25 protein-coding genes, 3 tRNA genes and 1 pseudogene are annotated in these 22,856 nt (G+C 65.8%); 10 read left to right on the top strand and 19 right to left on the bottom strand.

The features are described from left to right. Positions 1-17: 17 nt before the first annotated feature. The 10 genes from A5634_RS08595 to A5634_RS08550 all read right to left on the bottom strand — a co-directional run bounded on the left by A5634_RS08595 (position 18) and on the right by A5634_RS08550 (position 8,507). Positions 18-503, bottom strand: a complete 486-nt coding sequence (locus A5634_RS08595; RefSeq protein ID WP_065143626.1) for a GreA/GreB family elongation factor — start codon at positions 501-503, stop codon at positions 18-20. A gap of 77 nt (positions 504-580) precedes the next feature. Further along, on the bottom strand, positions 581-1,717 hold the full coding sequence (locus A5634_RS08590) for an SPFH domain-containing protein (RefSeq protein ID WP_065143625.1): 1,137 nt from the start codon (positions 1,715-1,717) through the stop codon (positions 581-583). 25 nt (positions 1,718-1,742) lie between these two features. Beyond that, complete coding sequence (locus A5634_RS08585) at positions 1,743-1,991, bottom strand: NfeD family protein (RefSeq protein WP_155769437.1); 249 nt, start codon at positions 1,989-1,991, stop codon at positions 1,743-1,745. 6 nt (positions 1,992-1,997) lie between these two features. Then, entirely contained in the window at positions 1,998-2,447 is a 450-nt protein-coding gene (locus A5634_RS08580) for a GTP cyclohydrolase I (RefSeq protein WP_172831661.1), read from the bottom strand. A gap of 63 nt (positions 2,448-2,510) precedes the next feature. Then, positions 2,511-3,359, bottom strand: a complete 849-nt coding sequence (locus tag A5634_RS08575; protein ID WP_065143623.1) for a class I SAM-dependent methyltransferase — start codon at positions 3,357-3,359, stop codon at positions 2,511-2,513. Between the two features lie 35 nt (positions 3,360-3,394). Further along, positions 3,395-4,225: a galactan export ABC transporter permease subunit Wzm/RfbD gene (gene wzm, locus A5634_RS08570; RefSeq protein WP_065143622.1), complete on the bottom strand. Its 831-nt coding sequence runs from the start codon at positions 4,223-4,225 to the stop codon at positions 3,395-3,397. After that, on the bottom strand, positions 4,222-5,136 hold the full coding sequence (gene glfT1, locus A5634_RS08565; protein WP_065143621.1) for a galactofuranosyltransferase GlfT1: 915 nt from the start codon (positions 5,134-5,136) through the stop codon (positions 4,222-4,224). The genes wzm and glfT1 overlap by 4 nt, the downstream gene beginning before the upstream one ends. Beyond that, positions 5,129-5,926, bottom strand: a complete 798-nt coding sequence (gene wzt / locus A5634_RS08560) for a galactan export ABC transporter ATP-binding subunit Wzt/RfbE (protein ID WP_065143620.1) — start codon at positions 5,924-5,926, stop codon at positions 5,129-5,131. Before wzt ends, glfT1 begins: the two co-directional genes overlap by 8 nt. A gap of 3 nt (positions 5,927-5,929) precedes the next feature. Beyond that, positions 5,930-6,388 (bottom strand): bacterial proteasome activator family protein, encoded by a 459-nt coding sequence (locus tag A5634_RS08555; RefSeq protein ID WP_253861522.1) that lies wholly within the window; start codon positions 6,386-6,388, stop codon positions 5,930-5,932. Between the two features lie 97 nt (positions 6,389-6,485). Continuing rightward, positions 6,486-8,507: a DUF6541 family protein gene (locus A5634_RS08550; RefSeq protein WP_065143618.1), complete on the bottom strand. Its 2,022-nt coding sequence runs from the start codon at positions 8,505-8,507 to the stop codon at positions 6,486-6,488. Between the two features lie 128 nt (positions 8,508-8,635). On the opposite strand from A5634_RS08550, the gene A5634_RS08545 reads away from it, so the two are divergent. Further along, positions 8,636-9,832: a cysteine desulfurase-like protein gene (locus A5634_RS08545; RefSeq protein WP_065143631.1), complete on the top strand. Its 1,197-nt coding sequence runs from the start codon at positions 8,636-8,638 to the stop codon at positions 9,830-9,832. A gap of 92 nt (positions 9,833-9,924) precedes the next feature. Here the strand turns inward: A5634_RS08545 and A5634_RS08540 are convergent, their stop codons facing one another. Beyond that, positions 9,925-10,902: an NAD(P)H-quinone oxidoreductase gene (locus A5634_RS08540; RefSeq protein ID WP_065143617.1), complete on the bottom strand. Its 978-nt coding sequence runs from the start codon at positions 10,900-10,902 to the stop codon at positions 9,925-9,927. A gap of 48 nt (positions 10,903-10,950) precedes the next feature. Here A5634_RS08540 and A5634_RS08535 point away from each other — a divergent pair. Continuing rightward, positions 10,951-11,037, top strand: a tRNA-Ser gene (locus tag A5634_RS08535). A 9-nt stretch (positions 11,038-11,046) separates the two neighbouring features. On the opposite strand, the gene A5634_RS08530 is transcribed toward A5634_RS08535, so the two are convergent. Beyond that, complete coding sequence (locus A5634_RS08530; protein WP_065143616.1) at positions 11,047-12,153, bottom strand: baeRF2 domain-containing protein; 1,107 nt, start codon at positions 12,151-12,153, stop codon at positions 11,047-11,049. Between the two features lie 38 nt (positions 12,154-12,191). Beyond that, positions 12,192-13,433 carry a lipase LipE gene (lipE, locus tag A5634_RS08525; RefSeq protein WP_065143615.1) on the bottom strand — a complete coding sequence of 414 codons (1,242 nt, stop codon included), beginning with the start codon at positions 13,431-13,433 and terminating at the stop codon, positions 12,192-12,194. Between the two features lie 24 nt (positions 13,434-13,457). Here lipE and A5634_RS08520 point away from each other — a divergent pair, with 24 nt between their 5' ends. After that, on the top strand, positions 13,458-13,844 hold the full coding sequence (locus tag A5634_RS08520) for a hypothetical protein (protein WP_065143614.1): 387 nt from the start codon (positions 13,458-13,460) through the stop codon (positions 13,842-13,844). Here the strand turns inward: A5634_RS08520 and A5634_RS08515 are convergent. Further along, positions 13,831-14,655 carry a crotonase/enoyl-CoA hydratase family protein gene (locus A5634_RS08515; protein WP_065143613.1) on the bottom strand — a complete coding sequence of 275 codons (825 nt, stop codon included), beginning with the start codon at positions 14,653-14,655 and terminating at the stop codon, positions 13,831-13,833. The genes A5634_RS08520 and A5634_RS08515 overlap by 14 nt on opposite strands. 24 nt (positions 14,656-14,679) lie before the next feature. On the opposite strand from A5634_RS08515, the gene A5634_RS08510 reads away from it, so the two are divergent. Further along, on the top strand, positions 14,680-15,264 hold the full coding sequence (locus tag A5634_RS08510; RefSeq protein ID WP_065143612.1) for a TIGR03086 family metal-binding protein: 585 nt from the start codon (positions 14,680-14,682) through the stop codon (positions 15,262-15,264). 112 nt (positions 15,265-15,376) lie between these two features. Here A5634_RS08510 and A5634_RS08505 read toward each other — a convergent pair whose 3' ends face one another. Beyond that, entirely contained in the window at positions 15,377-16,432 is a 1,056-nt protein-coding gene (locus tag A5634_RS08505) for a pyridoxal phosphate-dependent aminotransferase (protein ID WP_065143611.1), read from the bottom strand. Between the two features lie 82 nt (positions 16,433-16,514). Here A5634_RS08505 and A5634_RS08500 point away from each other — a divergent pair. From A5634_RS08500 to A5634_RS08490, 3 genes are all read left to right on the top strand, one after another. Then, a tRNA-Ser gene (locus tag A5634_RS08500) sits at positions 16,515-16,606 on the top strand. 47 nt (positions 16,607-16,653) lie between these two features. Next, positions 16,654-16,726 (top strand) — tRNA-Arg (locus A5634_RS08495). Between the two features lie 242 nt (positions 16,727-16,968). After that, entirely contained in the window at positions 16,969-17,409 is a 441-nt protein-coding gene (locus A5634_RS08490) for a PE family protein (RefSeq protein ID WP_081290297.1), read from the top strand. Here the strand turns inward: A5634_RS08490 and A5634_RS08485 are convergent. Then, positions 17,406-18,437 (bottom strand): phosphotransferase family protein, encoded by a 1,032-nt coding sequence (locus tag A5634_RS08485; protein WP_065143609.1) that lies wholly within the window; start codon positions 18,435-18,437, stop codon positions 17,406-17,408. The genes A5634_RS08490 and A5634_RS08485 overlap by 4 nt on opposite strands. Further along, positions 18,434-18,781, bottom strand: coding sequence for a nuclear transport factor 2 family protein (locus tag A5634_RS08480; protein ID WP_065143608.1), 348 nt, complete (start codon positions 18,779-18,781; stop codon positions 18,434-18,436). The genes A5634_RS08485 and A5634_RS08480 overlap by 4 nt, the downstream gene beginning before the upstream one ends. A gap of 121 nt (positions 18,782-18,902) precedes the next feature. On the opposite strand from A5634_RS08480, the gene A5634_RS08475 reads away from it, so the two are divergent. Together A5634_RS08475 and A5634_RS29880 are read left to right on the top strand one after the other, a co-directional pair. Continuing rightward, the gene (locus tag A5634_RS08475; RefSeq protein ID WP_065143607.1) at positions 18,903-19,844 is read left to right on the top strand and encodes a class I SAM-dependent methyltransferase; all 942 of its coding nucleotides are present in this window, start codon (positions 18,903-18,905) and stop codon (positions 19,842-19,844) included. A 63-nt stretch (positions 19,845-19,907) separates the two neighbouring features. Then, positions 19,908-21,242 (top strand): PE family protein, encoded by a 1,335-nt coding sequence (locus A5634_RS29880; RefSeq protein WP_065143606.1) that lies wholly within the window; start codon positions 19,908-19,910, stop codon positions 21,240-21,242. A 7-nt stretch (positions 21,243-21,249) separates the two neighbouring features. Here A5634_RS29880 and A5634_RS08465 read toward each other — a convergent pair whose 3' ends face one another. After that, positions 21,250-22,080, bottom strand: a complete 831-nt coding sequence (locus tag A5634_RS08465) for a hypothetical protein (RefSeq protein WP_065143605.1) — start codon at positions 22,078-22,080, stop codon at positions 21,250-21,252. A 75-nt stretch (positions 22,081-22,155) separates the two neighbouring features. Between A5634_RS08465 and A5634_RS08460 the strand changes: the two genes are divergently transcribed. Continuing rightward, on the top strand, positions 22,156-22,563 hold the full coding sequence (locus A5634_RS08460) for an MmcQ/YjbR family DNA-binding protein (RefSeq protein ID WP_065143604.1): 408 nt from the start codon (positions 22,156-22,158) through the stop codon (positions 22,561-22,563). A 210-nt stretch (positions 22,564-22,773) separates the two neighbouring features. Here the strand turns inward: A5634_RS08460 and A5634_RS29275 are convergent. After that, positions 22,774-22,856 (bottom strand): annotated as a pseudogene (locus tag A5634_RS29275) (type II toxin-antitoxin system PemK/MazF family toxin); the annotation flags it as partial.

Raw genomic sequence — 22,856 nt, 5'->3', positions numbered from 1 at the left:
GATCATCGTGAGGCAGTCTAGGTGGGCAACTTCACCGAGATCAGTTCGACCTGGCTGGGCCCCTGTGGGGTGGAGTAGGTCACGGTGTCGCCGGCCTGATGGCCGGCCAGGGCCTGTCCCAGCGGGCTGCGCGCGGTCAGCGTCTCGCCTTCGTGACCGGCCGGTGTCTCCTCGACGATCGAGATCACGTGCATGGTGACCACTTCACCGTCGGCGAACCGCAGCGTGACTTCGGTGCCACCGGGCAATGCCCCAGAGGGGTCCGGCTCCGGAGGGCCGGCCTTCAACCGGCGGTCGAGTTCGTTGATCCGGTCAGCGAGCACGGCCAACTCGTCGGCGCGCTGGATGGCTTCGGCCGCGTCACCGTGGTCGCCGACCATGCCGCGGTCGTTCCTGACCTCGACTTCGAGGCGGTCGCGCCGTTGCCGGAGCCGGTCCAACTCGGCGGCGAGGTTCTCGCGCGCCGCGGCCGCCAGGTCCGTTGACTGGGTTTCCTCGCTCACGTCGCGGGCCTCCTCTCGGATGGGTGCCGTTCAGTGATACCCCAGAACACGCCCGCCGTCACTGGTATTGCGTAGTGCTAGGTGCCTTCTTTCTGCGTGAACGGCACTACCTCCCCATCCGCTGGGGCCTCGTCGTCGTATTGCGAGAGTCCATTTCGTACGGCGTCGAAAATCGCCAAGCCTTGGGACACCAGTCCGCTGGTGACCTGGCTGATGCCCTCGGCGCCGTTGAGCACGGTCAGATTCGAACCCGCCAGCCCGCGTGCTGCCTTGTCCACGATGTCTGGCAGTTGGTCGATGATCATGCGGTCCAGGGCCACCCGGTTGTGCGACGCCGCCGCCTCGGCCTGGATCTTCATCTTCTCGGCGTCGGCGACGGCCAGGATGCGGACGCGTTCGGCTTCGGCCTCGGCGGGCTTGACCACTTCGGCCACCAGCTCCTGCTGGCGCAGTTCCGCTGCACGCTGGGCTAATTCGGTCCTCATCGCCAACACCTCGCGCTGTGCCTCGGCCTCGGCCAGCGGGCCGGCCTGGCCGGCCTCTGCCTGAGCCTTGTCCACTTCGGCTTTGTACTGAGCCTTGACGATGGCTGTCTCCCGGGCGAATTCGGCCTGCTTGCGCTGGGACTCCTGCTCGGCCTCGGCGGCCTTCTGGTTCGCCTGGGCCTGGGCGATCTGCGCCTGCTGCTGGACGGCGGCGTTGTGTGGTGCCGCCATTGCGTTGATGTAGCCGATCCCGCCGTCGTCGATGGACTGGATCTGCAGGGCGTCGACGCTGAGACCGATGCGGGCCATCTCCTCCTTGGATCCATCGAGCACCTCGGTGGCCAACTTCTGGCGTTCCCGGATGATCTGCTCGACGGTCATCGAGCCGATGATCGAGCGCAGGTGCCCGGCGAAGATCCGCCCGGTAAGCACCGACATCTGGTCCTGTTCAGACAAGAATCGTTGGGCCGCGGCGATGATGCTCTCCGGGTCGTTGCCGACCTTGAACGCGATCACCGCCCGCACGTTGAGGGTGATGCCCTGCTGGGTGACGCATTTGTCGGCGACCTCCGCCTCGCACATGGCCAGGGTCAGAAACGCGGCCTTGCGGAAGAAGGGTATGACGAACGCGCCGTGGCCGGTGACTACGCGAAAGGGCGCATTGCCCTTGGCTTTGCCGCCGGAAATCAGCATGGCCTCGTCGGGAGCGGGCACCCTGTAACCGAGCATTGTTGTACTCCTTATGTTTTCGTTTTCAGATGAAAGTGGGGTCGTGCCAAGGTTCGACGACGACCGTTCGCGGGCCGTGGGTCTCGACGACGAGAACCTTGGTGCCTTTGGGTAGGGGATTATCGGAGCGGGCGAGGAAAGTCTCCTTGGAACCCCGCACCGCCAGGAGCACTTCGCCGGTTCCGTCGGCACCGCGGGTGGGCACGATCAGGGTGCCCACGCAGCCGATGACAGATGCGCTCACGATCGCATCCTGCTCCTTCGATGTGGTCACGTCGAGTCACCCGGGTCGATCCATTCCCCGGCTCCTCGCCAGGGTGAGGAACTCGCGTTGTTCCTCGGCACTGTCGCGCATCGAACCGTAGAACGCCATCGTGGTGGTGGGTCCGGCAAGGGCGGCGCCGTCGCGCACCGGGGTGCACGCGTATCCGGCTTCGACCAGCACGCCCATTCCCGGCGCGCCGAGTTGGTGGTGCAGCCACAGGCCGATGCGGGTCGTCATCTTCTGCTGCACCTGAACCGCGGCCGAGCAAGATTCGACGATTCGAATGAATTCTGTTTGCAGGAGCCGATTCTCGCCGCGGACGTAACCTACGCGCACGACGCCGTAGAACGGCAGCAGATGCTGTTCACACAGTGCCTGAAATGGAACCGGGTGGGTTAGTTCCAGGCGACCCGGGTGAATATGAAGTCGGGATACGTGGTCGTGACGCACGAGTGTTTGAGGCACCGCCATAGCCTCTGGCCGGATCCTTGGAGGATTCTTGGAGGATTCTTGCGGTGCTGCGGACGGTCAGCCGAACTCGAGCAGCGTGTAGGCGCCGCGGAACGGTCTGATCGGCCGAAACCGCCAGAGCGCCGGATAGATGGTCTCGAAGAAGAGGCCTCGCCCGCTGGGCATCGGCAGGTCGTGCACCGCACGGATACCGGGCACGGTGTCAGCCAACTTCGCCAGTTGACCGGGAGAAAGACTGAACGGCATCGGCGGCACCCGGTAATGCTTGGACGACCGCAGTCCTTTCGGCGCGACCTTCTTGACGATGGTCGGTGGAAGGTCGAAGAACATCTGGCCACCGCTAAACCGCTTGGCGCACTCGGCAATCAGCCCGAGCGCCTCGGATGGCTGGAGATACATCAGCAGCCCCTCGGCGGTGATGAACACCCCGTTGCTGGTGTCGATTTCGTCGATCCAGCTGAAGTCCAGCGCGGACTGTGCCAGCTCGGTGATCCGCTCCGAAGCTGGTAGCAGGCGCCGCCGAAGGTCGATCACTGGCTCGAAGTCAATTGACACCCAACGGAATTGAGGGTTAGGCAGCGCACTGTCCAGGCGCCAGAAGCTGGTTTGCAGCCCTTCGGCGAGTGCCACGACGGTGGCCCTGGGATGCTCGGCGAGGTAGGCGAGGGCGCATCTGTCGACCGCCAGGGAGCGCAGCGCCATCTCCTGGCCTTTGCGGCGGCCGAATTTCGCGAAATCGAAGTCGATGGATTCGACGAGCTTGATCGCCATCGGGTCGTCGATGATCGCGTCCGGGTGACTCGCTTGATAGGCCCGCCCGCTGAGGGTGAGCAGTGCGGTCTCGGAAACACCGGTAAGCAAGCCGGGTTCACGTCCCCCGTCGGGTGATTCAGCGTCAGCCCCCACCGTGCCACACTAACCGCCGGTGGGTTTTGAGCGCTTTAGACCCAGTAGGGCACCCGCGCCCGGTACTGCCGCATCGCGAATGCCGCCAGCACCCAGCCGACGACGGTCAGCACCACCACGACCGCCCAGTGCCGCAGCTCCTGCTGGTCGCCCAGCAGCGGCGCCCGCACGATGTCGAGGTAATGCAGCAGCGGGTTGAGTTCGACGATCTTCGACCACCGGCCCGCGCCCTGCTGACGCAACGTGTTGTCGTTCCAGATGATCGGCGTCATGAAGAACAGCAACTGCACCACGGAATTGAGCAACGGGCCGATGTCGCGATAGCGCGTGGCCAGGATGCCGAAGCACAGCGACACCCACACGCAATTGAGCATGATCAGCGCCAGTGCCGGTATCACCGACAGGTCCGCCCAAGACCACGGCTTGGGAAAAATGATGGCGACCACGACATAGATCACGATGTTGTGCGCGAACAGGATCAGCTGCCGCCAAACCAGCCGATAGACATGCACACTCAGCGGCGTTGGCAGTTGCTTGATCAGTCCCTCGTTGTGCACGAAGACGTCGGCGCCCTCCAAAATGGCGGCGTTGATCAAGTTCCAGACGATCAACCCGAGTGTGACGTAGGGCAGGTGCACCGACAGGTCGAGATGGAACAGCTTGGAATACAGACCGCCCATCGCGACGGCGGTGGTACCGGTGGCGATCGTGATCCAGAACGGCCCCAACACCGAACGGCGGTAGCGCTGCTTGATGTCCTGCCAGCCCAGGTGCAGCCAAAGTTCGCGACGTCGGAACCCGTCGACCAGATCGCCCCACGCGCGGGCAAACGTCTTGGACTGAGCCGCCGCATCAAGGAAAGTCATGTCGAACCTCCGGGCCGTCCGAACTTCTCCTGCCGTCCCAGCCGGCGCAGCCGGAACCATTCCAGCAGACCCCTGGGGTCGCGGCGGGTCACCAGAAAGAACCAGCCGAACCGGACCCATTCCTGGGGCAGCAGCTTGCGCAATCCCGGCTGGGACAACACGTAGCCGCGGTTGCGGTAGGTGAAGAACCGCTTGCCGGGATCGTCGGGGTACTGGGTGTGCATCCGGCCGCCGAGGATCGGCTTGAACTCGCCCGAGCCGCACGGATGGAGGTAGACCGCGTCCAGGCAGGTCCCAAACGGCAGGCCGGAGCGAACCAGTCGGCGATGCATCTCCACCTCGTCGCCGCGGATGAACAACCGCAGATCCGGGACGCCAATCGCTTCCAGCGTCGACGCCCGGAACAATGCGCCGTTGAACAGCGACGCGATCCCGGGCAACAGGTCTTGGCTGGTTTCGGTGCGCAATTCGCTGACTCGCCGCCGCCACACCAGGCCGCGTCGCAACGGAAAAGCCAACGCGTCGGGGTCGTCGATGTTGCACACCATCGGTGACACCTCGGCCAACCCGTGCTTGTCCGCACACGCCATCAGCGTCGCCAACACCTCGGTGCCGTGCGCGTGCCCGTCGTCGTCGGCCAGCCAGACCCAGTCCGCACCGTGTGCCAGGGCCAGCAGCATGCCGAGTGCGAAACCCCCTGCGCCACCGAGGTTTCGGCGCGAGTTCAGATAGATCGACGGGATCTCTTGCGCGGCAACAAGATAGTGCACGCGGCTGTCGCCGGAATCGTCGTTGTCGATGACGATGAGCTTGTCCGGCACCCGGGATTGAGCGGACAGCGATTCCAGGGAGCGGGAGAGTTCCTCGGGACGTCGGTGGGTGACCACGACCGCGATGACGGCGTCACTCACGCGCGGTCTCGGCGAGTACCTCATGGACGTGCCGGGCGGCGTCCTCACCTTCGTAGGCGCGCACCACCTCTTCGATGCCGCCGCGTTGTTTGATGACGCCGTGGTCGATCCACATCGCCGTCTTGCACAGCCGGGCCAGGAACTCGTTGGAATGGCTTGCGAACACCAGGATTCCGGATCGTTCGACCAGACTTTGCAGCCGCGTCTGCGCCTTCTTCAGGAACTCCGCGTCCACCGCGCCGATGCCCTCGTCGAGCAGCAGGATCTCCGGGTCGATGCTGGTGACCACACCCATCGCCAACCGCACCCGCATGCCGGTGGAGTAGGTGCGCAGCGGCATCGAGAGGTAATCGCCCAACTCGGTGAACTCGGCGATCTCGTCCACCTTGGCCAGCATCTGCTTACGGGTCTGTCCGAGAAACAGACCGCGGATGATGATGTTCTCGTAGCCGGAGATCTCGGGATCCATGCCGATCCCCAGGTCGAACACCGGCGCCACCCGCCCGGTGACCTTAGCCCAGCCGCGAGTCGGTTCGTAGATGCCCGAAAGTAGGCGCAGCAGAGTCGATTTCCCGGCACCGTTGTGACCGACCAGGCCCACGCGGTCACCGAGTTCCAGTGTCATGGTGATGTCGCGCAGCGCCTCGATGACCACCACGTTGGAACTGTTGCGCCCTATTGCGCCGCCCGCCTTACCGAGGAAGGCCTTCTTCAACGAACGTGACTTGGCGTCGAAGATGGGGAACTCGACCCACGCGTCGCGCGTCTCGATGTACGGCCCGCTCGACACGGCTTACAGGTACTGTCCGGTGCCGTGCGCGCCGCCCTGGCCCGGCTTGCCCATCCCGGGCGGCAGCGCGCCCTGACGCATCTGTTCCAGCTGCGCGCGGGCCGCCATCTGCTGGGCGAACAGCGCGGTCTGAATCCCGTGGAAGAGTCCTTCCAACCAGCCGACCAGCTGGGCCTGGGCAATGCGCAGCTCGGCATCCGAAGGCGGAGTGTCCTCGTTGAACGGCAGGGTCAACCGTTCGAGTTCCTCCCGTAATTCAGGTGCCAGGCCGTCCTCGAGTTCGCGGATGCTGGTGGCGTGGATGTCGCGCAGCCGGTTGCGGCTAGCGTCGTCCAGCGGTGCGGCGCGTACCTCCTCGAGCAGCTGCTTGATCATGGTGCCGATGCGCATCACTTTGGCCGGTTGTTCAACCAGGTCGGTCAGAGAACGCTCATCGGAGTCGTCCTGCTCGTGCATTGCCATGAGTCGCGGATCGACGCCGCCGATTACCTCGACGCCATCGTCCAGGTCGTTTCGGGGGTCGTCTTGGGGGTCGTTCTCGGGAGTCAACCCGCTCTCCTTAGGGGTGTACTGGCTTGTCGCCGTGCCATTCGTAGATCTGGGCGCCGCCGTTGTCGTAGATCATCGTCCAGTACGGCGACCTGTTCAGAAAATCCAGTCCCTCGGGAACCTTGAAGCCGCGCACAGTCGGGCCGCTGGCCAGCACGTAGCGGATGTTCAGCGCCTTGATCGACTCGACGACTTTCGGGTTTGTGTCCCCTTCCCTGGCGTGTGCCCAGAAGATGTAGCGGTGGTAGCCCGGGCCCATTTGGACGGGATAGTCGTAGTGGGTCCACAGCGGGTGCAGGCCCGCGACCGCGTACATCCAGTTGGTGCCGTCGACGTTGGAATTGCCGATCAAGGTGTCGCGCGCGCCGGGCAGCTTGGCCAGATACGCCATCGCTTCCAGATCGCGCTGGTCGACCATGATCGAGTCGTACTTGTTGCCGAACAGGAACCGGTGGCGCGGAAAGTAGTGCCACGCGCTGAGCACGCAGATGCCGACCAGCAGCGCGACGGTGGACGCCGCCCAGACGCGCGACGGCACGGGACGCCGCGCCTGGACGCGTCGCCGAAGCAGCGCGACGGCTCCCGCCACGATGGTGACCAGCGCGACGGCGGCCATCAGCGTGAACAGTGGCGTCGTCGCAGCGGCGATCCGCCGCGGATCCTTGTAGAAGAACTCGCCGAACGCCCCCGCGACCGTCCCGAACGGACCCCACAGCGGGGTTCCGGCGTCGACGTTCATCACGATCAGCAGCAGCCACACCGCCAGCGGCCACCGAACCTTCAGCGCGGCCACCGGCCAGGAGAGCTTGAGCGCTTGGCGGTTCCAGATGTAGCCCTGGATCAGCAGGATGAACCCGCCGATGGCCGCCAGCAGGGTCAGCGCGTACTGGTACGGAAAGTCGTTGAGATGCCGCGAGTGCTGGAACACGGCGTCGAACAGTCCGTGTCGCATGCTCAGGTAGGTCAGGAAGGAATGGCCGGCGATGATGTCTTCCTGCTTGGTCACGCTTAAGAACTGCGGCAGCAGGATCAGTCCGGATGCCCCGGCCACCGCGGCCAGGGTCAGTGTGTCGGCGAGTCGGCCGTGGGCGGGGCGCCACAGCGCATCCAGCAACCACCAGGCCGTCACCAGGATCACCACGATGATGCCGCCGGTGATGTGCACCGAGAAGACGCCGACCAGGGCCAGCACCGCCGCCGGGATGCGGTCGCGGTGACGGACAGCAGAGGTGATCAACGCCATGGCCGGTACGGCGACGCCGTAGGCCGCCAGGTTCGGCATGGCGCCGGTGTCCCACTCGACATAGGGCACTGCGGTGTACGAGGCGGAAAGCGCCGCCGCGGTGGCCGCGGTCAGCGCGGTGCGCCATTCGGTGGTGTAGTTGCGCAGCACCCGCCAGGTGAGGACCGCCGCGGTGACGGGGAAAAGCCAGATCGCTGCCGCCAGGGAGCTCAGCGTGTAGCCGGTGGTGGCCGCCGCCCCGGTCAGTTGGCACAGCACGGCTGCCACGGCGTGGAAGGCCGACGGGTAGTACAGCAGCGCGTGGGTCTCGACGTTGCGCAGCTCACCCATGTGGGTCGGCGACGCCTGGCCGACGTCGAGGATCCAGCGCACGGTGTTGGCATGCCACACCGCGTCCCAGGTACTGGGGATCGATTCCCAATTTGTGAGCCCGGTGAACGCCGCCGCACCGATCAACAGGGCCCCCAGCACGACGCCACCCGCTACCACTAGGGCCGGGCCGCGGTTGACCTCCCGTGCCTCGGCCTCGAGGTCGCGGAAGCGGGCCAGCAGCAGCTGCAGAGCCGTCGCCAGCACACACACGACAGCCAATGCGGCTAGCGCCGTCCATCCGTTCCACGGGATGCCGAGCGCGCCGTAGGGGACGATCGCCAGAGCCACCACGCCGTACGTCAGTGCCGGACCGACCGCAATCGCGATCGGCCAGTTCAACTGCGCGATACGTGCGACGATGGCTCCCGGTGCGATCAGCAAAAGCAATGCGATCAGCGTTCCGAAGCACAAGCTCACTCGACTAGTATGGCTGGCCGGGTGAGTCGACTCGGGAGGCCGTAACGGCCGGAACGTCTATGGCCCACCCGCTACCGATACCCATTTGCGAAATGGCGCTCGTTTTCGAGAGTTCTAAGGTGGCTGGCATGGCCTATGACGTCGCCCGGGTGCGTGGACTGCACCCGTCGCTTGGTGACGGATGGGTGCACTTCGATGCACCGACGGGCATGTTGATTCCGGATTCCGTGGCGACCACCGTCTCGACGGCGTTTCGTAGGTCAGGAGCCAGCGCCGTCGGCTCCCACCCGTCGGCGCGGCGCAGCGCCGCGGTGCTGGATGCGGCGCGCGAAGCGGTGGCCGACCTTGTCAACGCCGATCCCAGTGGCGTCGTGCTGGGCTCCGACCGCGCGGTGCTGCTGTCCTCCCTGGCCGAGGCGTCGTCCGCGCGTGCCGGCCTGGGTTACGAGGTGGTGGTCAGCCGCCTGGACGACGAAGCCAACATCGCGCCGTGGCTGCGCGCTGCGCATCGTTACGGCGCCAAGGTGAAGTGGGCTGAGGTCGACATCGAGACGGGTGAGCTGCCGACCTGGCAGTGGGAGAGCCTGATCAACAAGTCGACCCGGCTGGTCGCCGTCACGTCGGCTTCGGAGACGCTGGGCGCGGTCACCGATCTGCGTGCGATGACCAAGTTGGTGCACGATGTCGGCGGCCTGATGGTGGTCGACCATTCCGCCGCCGCCCCGTACCGCCTGATGGACATGAAGGAAACCGAAGCCGACGTGGTGGCGGTCAACGCGGTCGCGTGGGGCGGCCCGCCGATCGGGGCGATGGTGTTCCGCGAGCCGGCGCTGATCAACACATTCAGTTCGGTGTCGACGAACCCGTACGCCACCGGTCCCGCCCGCCTCGAGGTGGGCGTGCACCAGTTCGGCCTGCTCGCCGGGATGGTTGCCAGCATCGAATACCTTGCCTCGCTTGACGAGTCCGCTCGCGGCAGCCGGCGCGAGCGGCTGTCGGTGTCGATGCAGTCCGCCTCGGCATATCTGAACCGGATCTACGACTATCTGATGGTGTCGCTGCGCTCACTGCCGCTGGTGATGCTGCTGGGGCGTCCCGAGGCTCGGATTCCGGTGATCAGCTTCGCCGTCAACGAGGTGCCCGCCGACCGGGTGGTGCAGCGGTTGGCCGACAACGGCATCCTGGCGATCGGCAATGCGAGTTCGCGGGTGCTCGATGTGTTGGGTGTCAACGACATTGGTGGCGCGGTGACGGTGGGGCTGGCGCACTACTCGACGATGGCCGAGGTCGACCAGCTGGTGCGCGCGTTGGCCTCGCTGGGCTGAGCCCCTCGAGCCCTTCTGGCCGCGAGCCGAACCTGGCTGCGATTTCCAGCGCCGAATTTCGCTGTGCGGTTCGGCTCGCGGAGCGAAAGTCGCTAGACCGTCAGCAGGATCTTCCCGAACGTCTCGCCGGACTGCAGCAGACGGTGGGCTTCGGCCGCCTCCTGAATGGGCAGCCGCTTACCGATGATCGGCCGGACCTGGCCGCTGGCGAACATCGGCCAGACCGACGTCGTCACCGCCCCCACAACGGCGCTCTTGCTGTTCGGCCCCGTTACCGGACGCGCGCGCAGCGTGGTGCCGATGACGCGCGCTCGCTTGGCCAGCAGCTTGCCCAGGTTCAGTTCGGCCTTCACCCCACCCTGCATGCCGATTACCACCAGTTGGCCGTCGGTGGCTAACGCATCGATATTGCGGTCCAGGTACGCCGCGCCCATGATGTCGAGGATCACGTCGGCGCCCTTACCGTCCGACTCCTGGTTGACCCGCGCGACGAAGTCGTCGTCTTTGTAGGAGATCGTGATCTGGGCGCCCAGGTTGCGGCACAGCTCCAATTTTTCCGCCGTCCCGGCGGTGACGGCAACCCTGGCGCCCAACGCCCGCGCCACCTGGATGGCATGGCTACCGATGCCACTGGCGCCGCCATGCAGCAGCACCAGCTGTCCCGGGCCCAGGTGCGCCGTCATCACCAGATTCGACCAGACCGTGCAGGCCACTTCCGGTATCCCGGCCGCATCGACGACGTCCACGGGCGCCGGGATCGGCATCACCTGCCCGGCCGGGACGGCTACGTACTCGGCGTAACCTCCACCCGCCAGCAACGCGCAAACCTCTTGTCCGACAGTCCATTCCGTGACGCCCTCGCCGACATCGGTGATGACACCGGACACCTCCATGCCGATCGTCTCGCTGGCCCCGGGCGGGGGCGGGTACTTGCCTGCGGCCTGCAACACGTCGGCGCGGTTGACCCCGGCGGCAGCGACCTTGATCAGGACTTCGCCCGGTCCGGCGGTGGCGTCGGGGACGTCCTGCCAGATGAGTTGCTCTGCAGATTCGGCGACTATGGCGCGCATGTCGGCCACGCTACAAGCACCGCTACCCTTGCCTTTACCCTTGTCCGGGGTGGCGTGGCAGAGCGGCCTAATGCACTCGCCTTGAAAGCGAGAGACGGCTAAAACCGTCCGGGGGTTCAAATCCCTCCGCCACCGCCGAGCCGATCAGTGCAACGTCGGCGCGTACCGCAGCACCGCGGCGACCCCATCAGCCGGTTCGATCCGTTCATCGGTGCGGACCAGCGAAGCCCCTACCGAAACGGCGAATATGGGCAAAGCCTCGTCGGCCCGCAGCGTCTTGGCCGCGGCCTTACCCTGCTCCGACAGCACGTAGGCATTCGGGGCGACGGTGGTCAGCTCTTCGTCGCTGACAACCGTGGCGTCACCGATGTCACCCAGAATCAGCGTCTCCACGGCGCCCTGTCGCAGCGCCGAGCACACCGCGTCCAGGCCGTCGGCGGCAAGCCCGGACTGCCGACCGATCTCCGCGCTGAAACGCTGAGCGGCATCGTCGAGCACGCTCAGCCGTCGCTTGATGAACCAGGCCTCGATGTGGCCCTGCACCTCGCTGAAGTCGTACCCGCTGTTACGCGCGCCGATTTCCAGTGCCACCGCACGGTCCCGCACCCGCTCGACAAAGGCGGTCATGAGGTCCGAGCGTGACCGTACTTCGCCGAGGACGAAGACCGTGTCGGCGTCCATCCCGTCCACCAGCTGGGCGACACGGTCGGCCACCGCCCGGATGTTCTTGCGCGCGGCCTCCTCGGTGCGGGGCTGCGGATCGCCGTAGCCCGACGTTTCCGCGCCGGAGGCTTTGTGCACGGGATAGCCGCCGCCGTCCACGGTCTCGGATTCGAAAACACCGTCGATGTGGGTGGTGATGTCGCCGCCGGCGTGATCCACCTCAACCAGGATGTAGGCGGGTGTGACGAAGCCATGCTCGACGATCGGGACGATGTAGGGCAGCTCGGAGACCCGCACCACGGTGGTCGCGGTGGGACGTAGCAGGTGCTCGTTGACCACCACCCCGTCGGCGCCCGCCACCAGCGCACGGCCGCTCCAGCCGATCGGCGGACGCAGGTCCTTGACAGCCGATTCGAGTTCGCTGGTCACCGAGTCGTCGACACCGTGCTGCTCCAGCTCGTCGCGCAACGCCCGCCACTTCAGTTCGAGCTGGTCTTCGGCGTCGTGGGTGTTGTGCGTGTCTTCGAAATACACCGACACGAACGGGCCTTTTGTGTCCAGCAGCGGACGGAAGCGTTGTGAATCCATCTCCCACTTATGCCCGCCGGGTGGCCGGACAAACGCCGTCAACGTCGCGGTAGCGCCTCGGCAATGGTGTTCATCAAGGCGGTGTAGCGCTTGAGTTCGGGGTCGCGACCAGGCTTGCCGCTACTGATTAGCCCGGCTGCCAGTCCGCGAGCTGGGTCGGCCCAAATCGCGATGTTGGCCAGGCCGAGGTTGCCGAACGCCTCGGACGCGTTGCGCCCGAATGGCCCGAATCGATCCGTGCCCAACATGTACCCGGTACCCCAGCGAGCCGGCATAAGCCCCACCGCAACGTCCGGTCGTAGCCGTCGCACTTCCTGCACCGCGCCGTACATCCGTTCCGCGCTCATGATCCGCACGCCGTCGAGTTCGCCTCCGCGGCGCCAGATTTCGGCGAAGCGGGACATCTCGTGTGCGGTCGAAATCGTGTTGGACGAGGGGACGACGGTGGATAGGAACGCGCGGGTGTTGGTGTACGGAATGATCTCGTGCACGGTGCCGCCGATCGCTTTGCGGAAGATCGCCGCGAGCACCGGCGGCAACGGCCTGCCGGTCGGGTGGCTGGGCGCGACCAGCGGGATGTCGTTGGGCGCGACGCCGAAGTTGGTCCACCGGAAACCCAGGGGTTTGAGGATCTCAGCGGCCAGGATGTCGCGGATGTCCTGGCCGGTGCCGGCGTAGACGATCTCGCGCATGAGTGGGCCCCAGGTCAGCGCGTGATAGATGTGCACCAAGCCCGGCCGATACATCGGCCTTAGCTTGCCGAGTTGTTCTTGTGCGTACTCGTGGTCATCGGCGCGCTTGAGATCGGGTCTGGGGCCGGTCGGGAACGGCACGCCGGCGCTGTGGGTCAGCACGTGCCGGATCGTCGTGCGGTCCTTGCCGTGGCTGGTGTAGCTGGGGATGTACTCACACACCCGGTCGTCGAGCGCGAAGTAACCCTTCTCCACGAGCATGTGCACCACGGTCGCGGTGATGCCCTTAGCCGCCGAATACACGCAGAACGGTGTGTCCGTCGTAACCGGGATCTTCTCGGCGTCGGGTTCATCGGTGGGCGCGTTGCCCCAGCCGTGGCCGATCGCCCGGTTCAGGACGATCTTTCCGTTGCGTCGGAGGCACAGCTGGATGGCGGGGTGCATGCCGGCCTGGTACCAGTGCCGGACGGCCTGCCAGATCCGTTCGACGGCGGCGCCGTCGACGTCGGAATGATCCTCTTCGCCGATTGCGGTGACGGCGTCCAGGTCGCCGGGAACCCGAATCTTGCCGTCTGGGGTACTAACCATCCCCGACAGCCTAGCTTTGAGGGCATGGTCGCCCGCTCGCGCTACATCGAGATAATCCTGCTCGTCTTCGGGCTGTATTCGGTAGGCCTGGGATTGTTCATGATCGCGGCGCCCGGTGTCTTCTTCGACTCACTCGGCGCCTTCGGCGCCCGCAACGACCACTACATCTTCGACAACGCGTCCTTCGAGTTACCGCTGGGCCTGCTGCTCTTGGCTGCCTTGCGTTGGCCGTCCTGGCGGGTGCCCGCGCTGGCCTTCGCCACCGCACACTGGTTCCTGCACGCGTTGAGTCACCTCGTCGACACCAACCACCGCGCCGGCGCCTGGGTCGGGTGGTTGGAGTTCGCCGGATTGGCCTTATCCACCGGGTGGCTGGCTATTGCGTTGTGGCTGAGCGTTACTCGCCGGTGAACTGCGGCGGGCGCTTAGCGAACGCCGCCGAGATGCCTTCGGTCAGGTCCTTGGACGGCAGGAACGCCGCGTTCCATGCCGCGACGTAGCGCAGGCTTTCCGACACCGCCGCGATGCGCTGCTGGTCGAGGACATCCTTGATGCCGTGCACCGTGAGCGGCGGGTTGGCGGCGATCTCGGCGGCGGTGGCATGCGCGGCGGCCAGGGTGGCTTCGGCGTCGGCGTACACGTCGTTGACCAGGCCTATCTTCTCGGCCCGCGCGGCGTCGATGTCTTTGCCGGTCAGCGCGAGTTCGCGCAGGTGCCCGTCGTTGAGGATCAGCGGCAACCGGGCCAGGCTGCCGACGTCGGCGACGATTGCGAGCTTGACCTCGCGCACCGAGAACTTGGCGTCGGCGCTGGCGTAGCGGATATCGACAGCCGAGATCAGGTCGACGCCGCCGCCGATGCACCAGCCGTGTACCGAGGCGATGGTGGGGGTCCGGCAGTCGGCGATTGCGGTGATGGCGCCCTGCATCCGTTTGACTTCGGCGTGGAAGACGGAGCGCGGGCCGGCTAGAGAGTCCCCAGACAGCAGCGACGTGAACGAACCGCCCATCGCCGGCACGTCCAGCCCGTAGCTGAAGTTGCGACCCGACCCGGTGATGACGATGGCCCGCACGTCACGGTCGGCGTCCAGCGTCGCAAAGACGTCGGGCATCTCCGACCAGAACGCGGGCCCCATCGCGTTGCCTTTGCCCGGTCCGATCAGCGTCACCTGCGCTACTTGGTCTTTGATGTCGACGGTGACGGATTCGTATGTCTCGCCCATAGTCGAGACCGTAGCGTGACTGCTATGCCCGAAGACTTGCGACCCGGACCAGATTCCCCGCCCACCGACGAGCTGCGCAGCGCCGAAATGACGCTCGGGGTGCTTCAACAGGTGCTGCACACCATCGCCGGCTCGGACAAGTCCAAGCAGACGCCTTGCGCGGAATACAACGTCAAGGACCTGACCAGTCATCTGGTCAACTCGATCACCACGCTGGGGGGCATGGTCGGCGCGAAGGTTGACGTGCCGGCGGACACGGACTCGGTGGAAGCCCTGGTGGTTGCTACCGCCCGACCGGCGCTGGACGCCTGGCATCAGCACGGGCTGGACGGCGAGGTGGCGCTGGGCGAGCACTCGATGCCCGCTCGGGTTGCGGTGTCGGTGTTTTCGATCGAGTTCCTGGTCCACGGCTGGGATTACGCCCGCGCGGTAGGCCACGACGTGCACGTCGCGGAATCGCTGGCCGAATACGTGCTGGGCCTGGCCCAGCAGATCATCCGTCCCGAGCAGCGCCGCTCGGCCGGCTTCGCCGACCCGGTCGAGGTCGCCGACGATGCGCCGGCTTTGGACCGGTTGGTCGCCTTCACCGGCCGCGACCCGGCGCGCTAGCTTTCGCCGCGCTTTCGCCGCGCTTTCGCCGCGCTTTCGCCGCCGAGCGTCACGCTAGCGCGCCGGCCGGCGCCGAGCGTCACGCCAGAGTGACGCTAAAGAGGCCCAAGCGTCAGACCCAACGACGGGCAAACCGCAACAGGGCGTCGTTTTCCTCAGCCGCTGCGGTGACGGTGACGCGGACGCCGTCGCTGCCATACGGACGGACCACAATCCGCGCCTCGGCGGCCCGCTCCACGAAGTCCTGGGTGCGCGCACCCAGCGGCAGCCACACGAAGTTGGCCTGTGAATCAGGCAGCGTGAACCCGGCGTCGCGCAACTCCGCGCTGACCCGCACCCGCTCGGCGACCACAGCGTCGGTGCGCGCCAACAGTTCATCCCCTGCATCCAGTGAGGCGATGGCCGCCGCCTGCGAAACGCTCGTCGCGGTAAACGGCACGTAGACCTTGTCCAGCGCGGTGATCACGTCGGGGTGCCCAATCGCATAACCCACCCGCAGACCCGCCAATCCGTATGCCTTGGAAAACGTGCGCAACACCACGACGTTGTCGCGTTCGCGGACCAAGCCCAGGCTGTCGGGTGCCATCCCGTCGCGGATGTACTCGACGTAGGCCTCGTCGATTGCGATCAGGATGTGCGGCGGTACCGCTTCGACGAAGCGCCGCAGGGCGTCCGGGTCGACGACGGTCGAGGTGGGGTTGTTGGGGTTGCAGACGAAGATCAGCCGGGTTCGGTCGGTGACGGCGGCCAGCATCGCATCGAGGTCGAAGGTGTGGTCGGTTAGCGCGATCTTGATCGGCACCGCCCCGGCGATCTCAACCTGCGGCGGATACAGCTCGAAGCTGCGCCATCCGAAGACCACTTCGTCACCGGCCGCAGCAGTGATCTGCACGAGTTGCTGGCACAAGCTCACCGAACCGCAGCCCACGGCAACGTGCTCAGGCGCGAAACCGGGTCCGACATGACGAGCCAAGGCGCCCTTGAGCGCCAAGCAGCCATTATCGGGGTAGCGGTTGATCAGGTCCGTAGCCTGCTCGATGGCCGCCCGCACACTGGGCAGCGGCCCGAACACCGTCTCGTTGCTGGCCAGCTTGATGGAACCGGGGACGGTCTTGCCGGGAACGTAAACAGGCAGCCCGGCCAGCGCGGGCCGCAGCCGGGCGGTCACTTCGACAGCATATGTGGCGGCTGTGTACGCTATGCCTCCGGCGGCTTGGGGTTCCGGGGTCGGGTACCCTTTGGAAGGCCATGGAGGCGTGCCAGAGCGGCCGAATGGGGCTCACTGCTAATGAGTTGTTCCCCTCAAAGGGAACCGGAGGTTCAAATCCTCTCGCCTCCGCCACGCAACACCTGCTAGACAACTGACCGCACGACAACCGAAAAACGCAAGCGCCCGTAGCTCAACGGATAGAGCATCTGACTACGGATCAGAAGGTTAGGGGTTCGAATCCCTTCGGGCGCGCGCACTGTGGATCGGTCCGGACTCGCTCGACGAGTTCGGGCCTTTCTGTTTTTCAGCGCCTGCTTGTAAAGCAAGTCGACACGGCCGGTGTGGGTTCGTGTAATAAGAATTTACATCGACGAGATCACCTATAACGGTTTAATAACGATCCAACCTCTGCCATATAACGCCACTACATCAACCTGCGTTTTTTCCCTACACTTCGTCTATTCCAACAGCCGAAAATATCCAGGGATAGCGCCGTGTCTTTTGTCTTTACACAACCTCAGTTTCTGCTTGATGCCGCGACAGATTTGGCAGGTATCGGTTCCGTGCTCAACGCTGCTAATACAGCGGCTGCAGTGCCGACCACCAATGTGCTGGCCGCTGGCGCGGATGACATCTCGGCGGTCATGGCGGCGATGTTCGGCGCGCACGCCCAGCAGTACCAGGCGATGGGTGCGCAGGCGGCGAACCTGCACGCGCAATTCGTCCAGGCGATGAAAGCAGCCTCAAGCGCGTACATCGATGCCGAAGCGGCCAACGCATCGCCACTAAACCTCGTCGAGCAAGCGACTCAACGAGTCGCCGCGTTCAGCACTGCCGGACCCCACAACCGTTTAGTCCCAACCACTTCCCGCAGCGCCTACCGGGCGTTCGGCGCCGGCGGTCCCGGCGGCGTCGGCAAGCTCGGTGCAGCCTAGGACGTCTCGATCAGCCGCAGCGCCCGCTCGAACAAATGAACCGTCGCCGCATGCAACGCATCGCCAACTGACTTCTCCGCTTTGCCCGCACACGCGCGCGCCAGCGTCCCTTCGATCACGATGCCCAGCTTGAAGCAGGCCAGCACGGTGTACCAGGTGATGTGCGTCAGATCGCGCGTGGTGTTGTCGGCGTAACGTGCCAGCAACTCGTCGGTGCTGGCCAACCCATCGGTGCCACCCAAGGCGTGGCTGAAAACGCTGGACCCGTCGTCTTGCCGCCAAGTCGCCAGCAGCCAGCCCAGATCCAGCAGTGGGTCGCCGATCGTGCACATTTCCCAGTCGACGATCGCGACCACCTCGGGCCCTGTCCGGGAAAACATCACGTTGGCCGCGTGGTAGTCGCCGTGCATGATCCCGGGTGTCCAGTCGGTCGGCCGGTGGCGGTCCAGCCAGCCGGACACTTCCTCGATTCCCGGAATGTCGGGACCGGGGTAGCCCTCGTACTCCTGGTAGGACTCCAGCTCTGAAAGCCAGCGCGGCACCTGGCGTTCCAGGAAGCCCAAGGGCTTACCGAAATCCTCGAGCCCGACGGCGACATGGTCGACGGCGCCGAGTTTGGCAAGCGCGTCGGCCATCGACAAACCCATGCCGTACCGCACCGCGGGATCCCCCGCGTGCAGCGGCGGCAGACCTTCGCCGGCGTTGAAGCCGTCGACCGGCTCCATCAGATAGAAGACCGCGTCGCCGAGCACACCGGGGTCCTCGCACGTCGCGATCAAATGCGGATGCGGCACGTCGGACCCGGCCAGCGCGGCCAACACCCGCGTCTCACGCAGGATCACGGTGTTGCTGCGGGCGCGCAGGTGCTGGGGACCACGGCGCAGCACATATGGCCGACCGGACCGGGTGAAGCGCAGCATGACGTTCTGCGTACCGCCGGTCACCGCCGCCACGTCTTGCAACGGACCGTCGCCCAGCCCTTGCTCCGACATCCAGCGGGCCACGGCGTCCAGATCGACGGACATCATTTCTTGGGCAGCGGGGTGTAGCGGACGGTTTGGGCCCGAATCATGCCATCGCCGAAGACGAAGGTGTCGACGCCGTCGTCGGCTCGATTGAGCGCGGAATCGGCCGCCCATTCCAGGAAGAGCACGTCACCCTCGAAGATTTGGGTCCGCAGATCCCAGTTCGCCTCGGGCAGATCGTCGAGCAACTTGACGAACACCTGGCGGATCTCGTCGGGACCGCGCGCGACGCCGGCGGCGGTGACCACCACCGAGTCGGCAGCGTAGTCGGCGACGATCTCGTCGAGGTCGCCGAGCACGAGTGCCTTTCCGTGGTGGGCGAAGACTTCCTGTGGCGTACGCGTCATGGTGCTCCTTTGCAACCCTGTAAACCGTCTGGGAAAAAGCCTAGGGGAGCGGCGCGAGGGACCGGCGGCGGGAAGAATTGCTCGGGACCCTGACATGGAGGGGCAGAGGGGAGGGACCGACATGGTGCGCACCGACGACGATTCCTGGGAAATCACCCAGAGCGTGGGGTCCACCGCCCTCGGCGTGGCCGCGGCGCGAGCGGCCGAAACCGAGAGCGAAAATCCGCTGATCACAGACCCGTTTGCGCGGGTTTTTCTGGACGCGGCGGGCGAGGGGATGTGGACCCTTTACGCCAATCCCAGCCTGCTTGCGCAAGCCAGCGCAATCGAGCCTGAGATAGCTAGCCGGGCACAGCTGATGGTCGACTTCATGGCCACGCGCACGGCGTTCTTCGACGAGTTCTTTATGGGTGCAGCCGACGCCGGGGTACGGCAGGTCGTGATCCTGGCTTCTGGCTTGGATGCTCGCGCCTGGCGGCTGCCGTGGCCGGACGGCACCGTGGTGTACGAACTGGATCAGCCCAAGGTGCTGGATTTCAAAAATGCCACGTTGCAGGAACACGGCGCGCGTCCGACGGCGCGGTTGGTAAACGTCCCGATCGACCTGCGCCAGGACTGGCCCAAGGCCCTGCAGGACGCCGGATTCGACCCGTCCCGGCCGTCGGTGTGGTCGGCCGAGGGCCTAGTGCGCTACCTGCCGGCGCAGGCCCAGGATCTGTTGTTCGAGCGAATCGCTGCCCTCAGCGCGCCGGGGAGCCGGCTGGCGTCCAATGTCCCGGATAAGGGGTTCATCGACCCCGAATTGGTGCAACGGCAGCGCGACGAGATGCAGCGGATGCGCGCCGCGGCGGCGCAAGTGGTGGCCGCCGACATACCCGCGGTGGAAGACCTCTGGTACCCCGAGGAGCGCACCTCGCTTTCCGATTGGCTACGCGAACGCGGCTGGGAAGTATCGGCGACGGACTTCCCTGAACTGATGGCCCGCTATAACCGCGCGGTCCCGAACGGCTCGGAACATACAATGCCACCGACGCTTTTCGTGTCCGCGCGACGGCTCACATAGCAAGTTTCTATGTATTTCCGATGAACGCCGGAAATTGTTGCGGTCCCTCGCTACGGTTCGCCGATGGCGTATGTGGCGGTGGCACCGGAGTTCTTGGCAGCGGCGGTAACTGACCTGCGCAGCATCGGGTCGACGTTGAGCGCGGCGAACAGCGCCGCGGCCGCGCCGACGACCGCGGTATTGGCCGCCGGTGCCGACGACGTCTCGGCAGCCGTGGCGGCGTTGTTTGCCAATCACGCCCAGCGCTATCAGGCGCTGAGCGTGCAGGTGTCCACCTTCCATCAGCAATTCATGGAGCTGATGAATTCGGGAGCTTCGTCGTATGCGGCCGCCGAGGCAGCTAACGCAGGGCCCCTGCAGCAGGCACTGAACCTGATCAACCAACCCGCCCAGTCGCTGTTCGGACGGCCCCTGATCGGCGACGGAGCACATGGGACGGCGACCAACCCCACGGGCGGTGCGGGTGGCCTGCTGTACGGCAATGGGGGCAACGGCTATTCCCAGCCGTCGGCCGGAGCGGGCGGCGCCGGTGGCTCGGCTGGTCTGATTGGCCATGGCGGCGCGGGCGGCGCCGGCGGCATCGGCGCGGCCGGGGGAGCGGGCGGCAATGGCGGGTGGCTGTTCGGCAATGGTGGGGCAGGCGGGAATGGCGGCGCTGGCGCTGCGGGCACGGCGAGTGCTCTAGCCGGCAATGGCGGAATCGGCGGCGCGGGTGGGGCTGCTGGCCTGTTCGGCGTGGGCGGTGCCGGGGGCCTCGGCGGAGTCGGCGGAAGCGCGGGCGTCAGCGTTGCGGGCAGCCCGGTCGCCGGGCAGGGTGGTGACGGCGGCGCGGGTGGCCGCGGCGGCTTGGTGCTCGGTCATGCCGGTGCGGGTGGGCACGGTGGCAATGGTGGCAACGGATTCCTCGACAACCCTGACGGTTCCATCACCGTCGCTAATGCGGCAGGCGGCACGGGCGGCAACGGTGGCGCTGGGGGCGCGGCGGGATTGTTCGGGGCCGGGGGAACCGGCGGCATCGGCGGTATCGGCGGGTCTCCAGGGATGCCGGACGCCCCTCTCGGTAGCACAATTACTGTCAACCCCGGCGGACAGATCGACTTCAGTACCGTAGGCGGGCTCGGTGGCCCGGGCGGCAATGGTGGCAGCGGTGGCGCCGGCGGCTGGCTGGTCGGCAGCGCGGGCGCTGGAGGCCAGGGTGGCGCCGGTGGCTCCGCCACCTATAGCAACGCACTCGGCACCACGATGATCGGCGCCCAGGGAGGCCAGGGCGGTAACGGCGGCAATGGCGCAGCGCCAAGGTTGTTCGGTCCCGGCGGCGCCGGCGGTGCGGGTGGCACCGGTGGCTTTGGCGAAGTGCAGAGCGGCGCCGACGGGCTTCCGGGAATTCCCGGCACTTGAGTCGAAGCTATGCCCGATCGCCCGACGGCTTTTCCACCGCGTTCTTGATCGCGGCAATCGCATCGACCGGTGTCAGGTCGCGACCCTGACTGTCCTGGCCGAGCTGCGGCCAGCCGTTGCCGTCGGGCCCGCGCAGTTGATCCCAGATCTCGCGCACCTTGGTCAGCAACTCAGCTTGTTCCTCGTCGGTGAGCGCCATCAGCGGTCCTCCGTTCGTTGCGATGCCGCACGCGGCGGCAAACTGTTGCGGCGTCAGCCCGTTGGCGGAGTTCATGTCACACCGTCCGAAGGGAGGTGCGCCTTGCGGGAGATTCGGGCTGTATCCCTGCCCGTCGGTGTACTGGTGAGCTACCTGGCCCGGCAGCTTCGGATTGGACCCGTATCCCGCTCCGATGACACGTAAACCGGGTGGCCGCACCCGCCACATGTTGTAGAAGTCATAGGCGTTGGCGTAGCCGATGATTCGGGCGGGAGAGCCCGCGTAATCGGCCAAGTTCCAATACAACTGGTTGATCCAGCTCGACCCGTCCCCGGGTGGGTTGCCACCCGATTCCACGTCCAGCATCAAGGACACTCGTGGATGCAACCCGCCCTCGGCGTCGATCATCGACCGCACGGTGTTGGCGTTGGCCAACCAGTTCGGGCGCACATAGGTGTAGACGATGCCGAATGTCATTCGCCCGCTGTCCAATGCGGCCCGCATCCACGCATAGTTACGCGCAAAGTTGTGGTCCCGATACGTGCCGTCGCTGACCCGGATGGAAAGTACCCGGTACGGATACGAATCATTCACCGGCACTTGGTATTCGGAGATATCGGCGAACAGCGTGTCAGTCAAGGTGACGCGATCCCCCTCTCCTGCAACCTCTTACCGGTCGCCCATGCTACCGATAGCGGCGGTATCGTCACGCAGGTGAGGCAGCGACCCGCGCGCGAAGCTGACGTTCATCGGCTGGCGCTGGGGATGCCGCATGTCAAACGACTCGAGGGGCCCAAGGGCAATTCGATTTACCAGGTCGGTGGCAAGTCGTTCGTGTTCTTCCGTACCCCTCAGCCCGACGCCCAGGATCCGGCCACCGGGGAACGCTACGCCGACGTCATCATGCTCTGGGTGGAGTCCGAGAGCGACAAGCTCGCGCTGATTCAAGATCCCGACTCGCCGTTCTTCAGCACCGCCCACTTCGACGGGCATCCCTCCGTCCTGGTGCGGGCTAGTCGGCTGGGTGAAATCAGCCTGACGGAGCTGGCCGAACTGGTTCAGGACGCGTGGTTGTCGCGCGCATCGAAAAGGCGCGCCGCTATCTGGCTGGCTGGTCAGTAGACTTCCGCGCCCTCTTCATGTTTAGGCATGAGTGCAACGGGCAACGCTGACCAAACGGGAATTGTTTCGGGCAACAATAACGGAGGTCATTATGGTGCGCGGGCGCGGAATTCTGGGTGCAATTGTTCTCGTCTGGCTGCTCATCGGAGTTCTCGCGGCCTGGCAACGTGACTACTTCAAAGGCGAGGCAACCAGTTGTGCCTCAGCGGGAACCGTTGCGGTGACGGTGACGACTGAGTCGTGCGGGAGTCCCGTCGCTACGGCGGGCAGGAACACGTTTCCCGGCATCGCCG

The sequence above is a fragment of the Mycobacterium asiaticum genome, from assembly GCF_001673365.1.
Lineage (GTDB): Bacteria > Actinomycetota > Actinomycetes > Mycobacteriales > Mycobacteriaceae > Mycobacterium > Mycobacterium asiaticum_A.
The sequence above is the reverse complement of the archived record's forward strand: the minus strand, read 5'-3'. Positions and strand labels throughout refer to the sequence as shown.

Excerpts from the sequence above, each read along its gene's own strand:
- A5634_RS08485 (WP_065143609.1), bottom strand. The coding sequence starts at position 18,437 with ATGATGTCCGTCGATCTGGACGCCGTGGCCCGCTGGATGTCGGAGCAA.
- A5634_RS08555 (WP_253861522.1), bottom strand. The coding sequence starts at position 6,388 with ATGGCAATGCACGAGCAGGACGACTCCGATGAGCGTTCTCTGACCGAC.
- wzm (WP_065143622.1), bottom strand. The coding sequence starts at position 4,225 with ATGACTTTCCTTGATGCGGCGGCTCAGTCCAAGACGTTTGCCCGCGCG.
- A5634_RS08515 (WP_065143613.1), bottom strand. The coding sequence starts at position 14,655 with ATGGGCGAGACATACGAATCCGTCACCGTCGACATCAAAGACCAAGTA.
- lipE (WP_065143615.1), bottom strand. The coding sequence starts at position 13,433 with ATGGTTAGTACCCCAGACGGCAAGATTCGGGTTCCCGGCGACCTGGAC.
- A5634_RS08540 (WP_065143617.1), bottom strand. The coding sequence starts at position 10,902 with ATGCGCGCCATAGTCGCCGAATCTGCAGAGCAACTCATCTGGCAGGAC.
- A5634_RS08590 (WP_065143625.1), bottom strand. The coding sequence starts at position 1,717 with ATGCTCGGTTACAGGGTGCCCGCTCCCGACGAGGCCATGCTGATTTCC.
- A5634_RS08520 (WP_065143614.1), top strand. The coding sequence starts at position 13,458 with ATGGTCGCCCGCTCGCGCTACATCGAGATAATCCTGCTCGTCTTCGGG.
- A5634_RS08530 (WP_065143616.1), bottom strand. The coding sequence starts at position 12,153 with ATGGATTCACAACGCTTCCGTCCGCTGCTGGACACAAAAGGCCCGTTC.
- A5634_RS08475 (WP_065143607.1), top strand. The coding sequence starts at position 18,903 with ATGGTGCGCACCGACGACGATTCCTGGGAAATCACCCAGAGCGTGGGG.
- A5634_RS08545 (WP_065143631.1), top strand. The coding sequence starts at position 8,636 with ATGGCCTATGACGTCGCCCGGGTGCGTGGACTGCACCCGTCGCTTGGT.
- A5634_RS08510 (WP_065143612.1), top strand. The coding sequence starts at position 14,680 with ATGCCCGAAGACTTGCGACCCGGACCAGATTCCCCGCCCACCGACGAG.
- A5634_RS08480 (WP_065143608.1), bottom strand. The coding sequence starts at position 18,781 with ATGACGCGTACGCCACAGGAAGTCTTCGCCCACCACGGAAAGGCACTC.
- A5634_RS29880 (WP_065143606.1), top strand. The coding sequence starts at position 19,908 with ATGGCGTATGTGGCGGTGGCACCGGAGTTCTTGGCAGCGGCGGTAACT.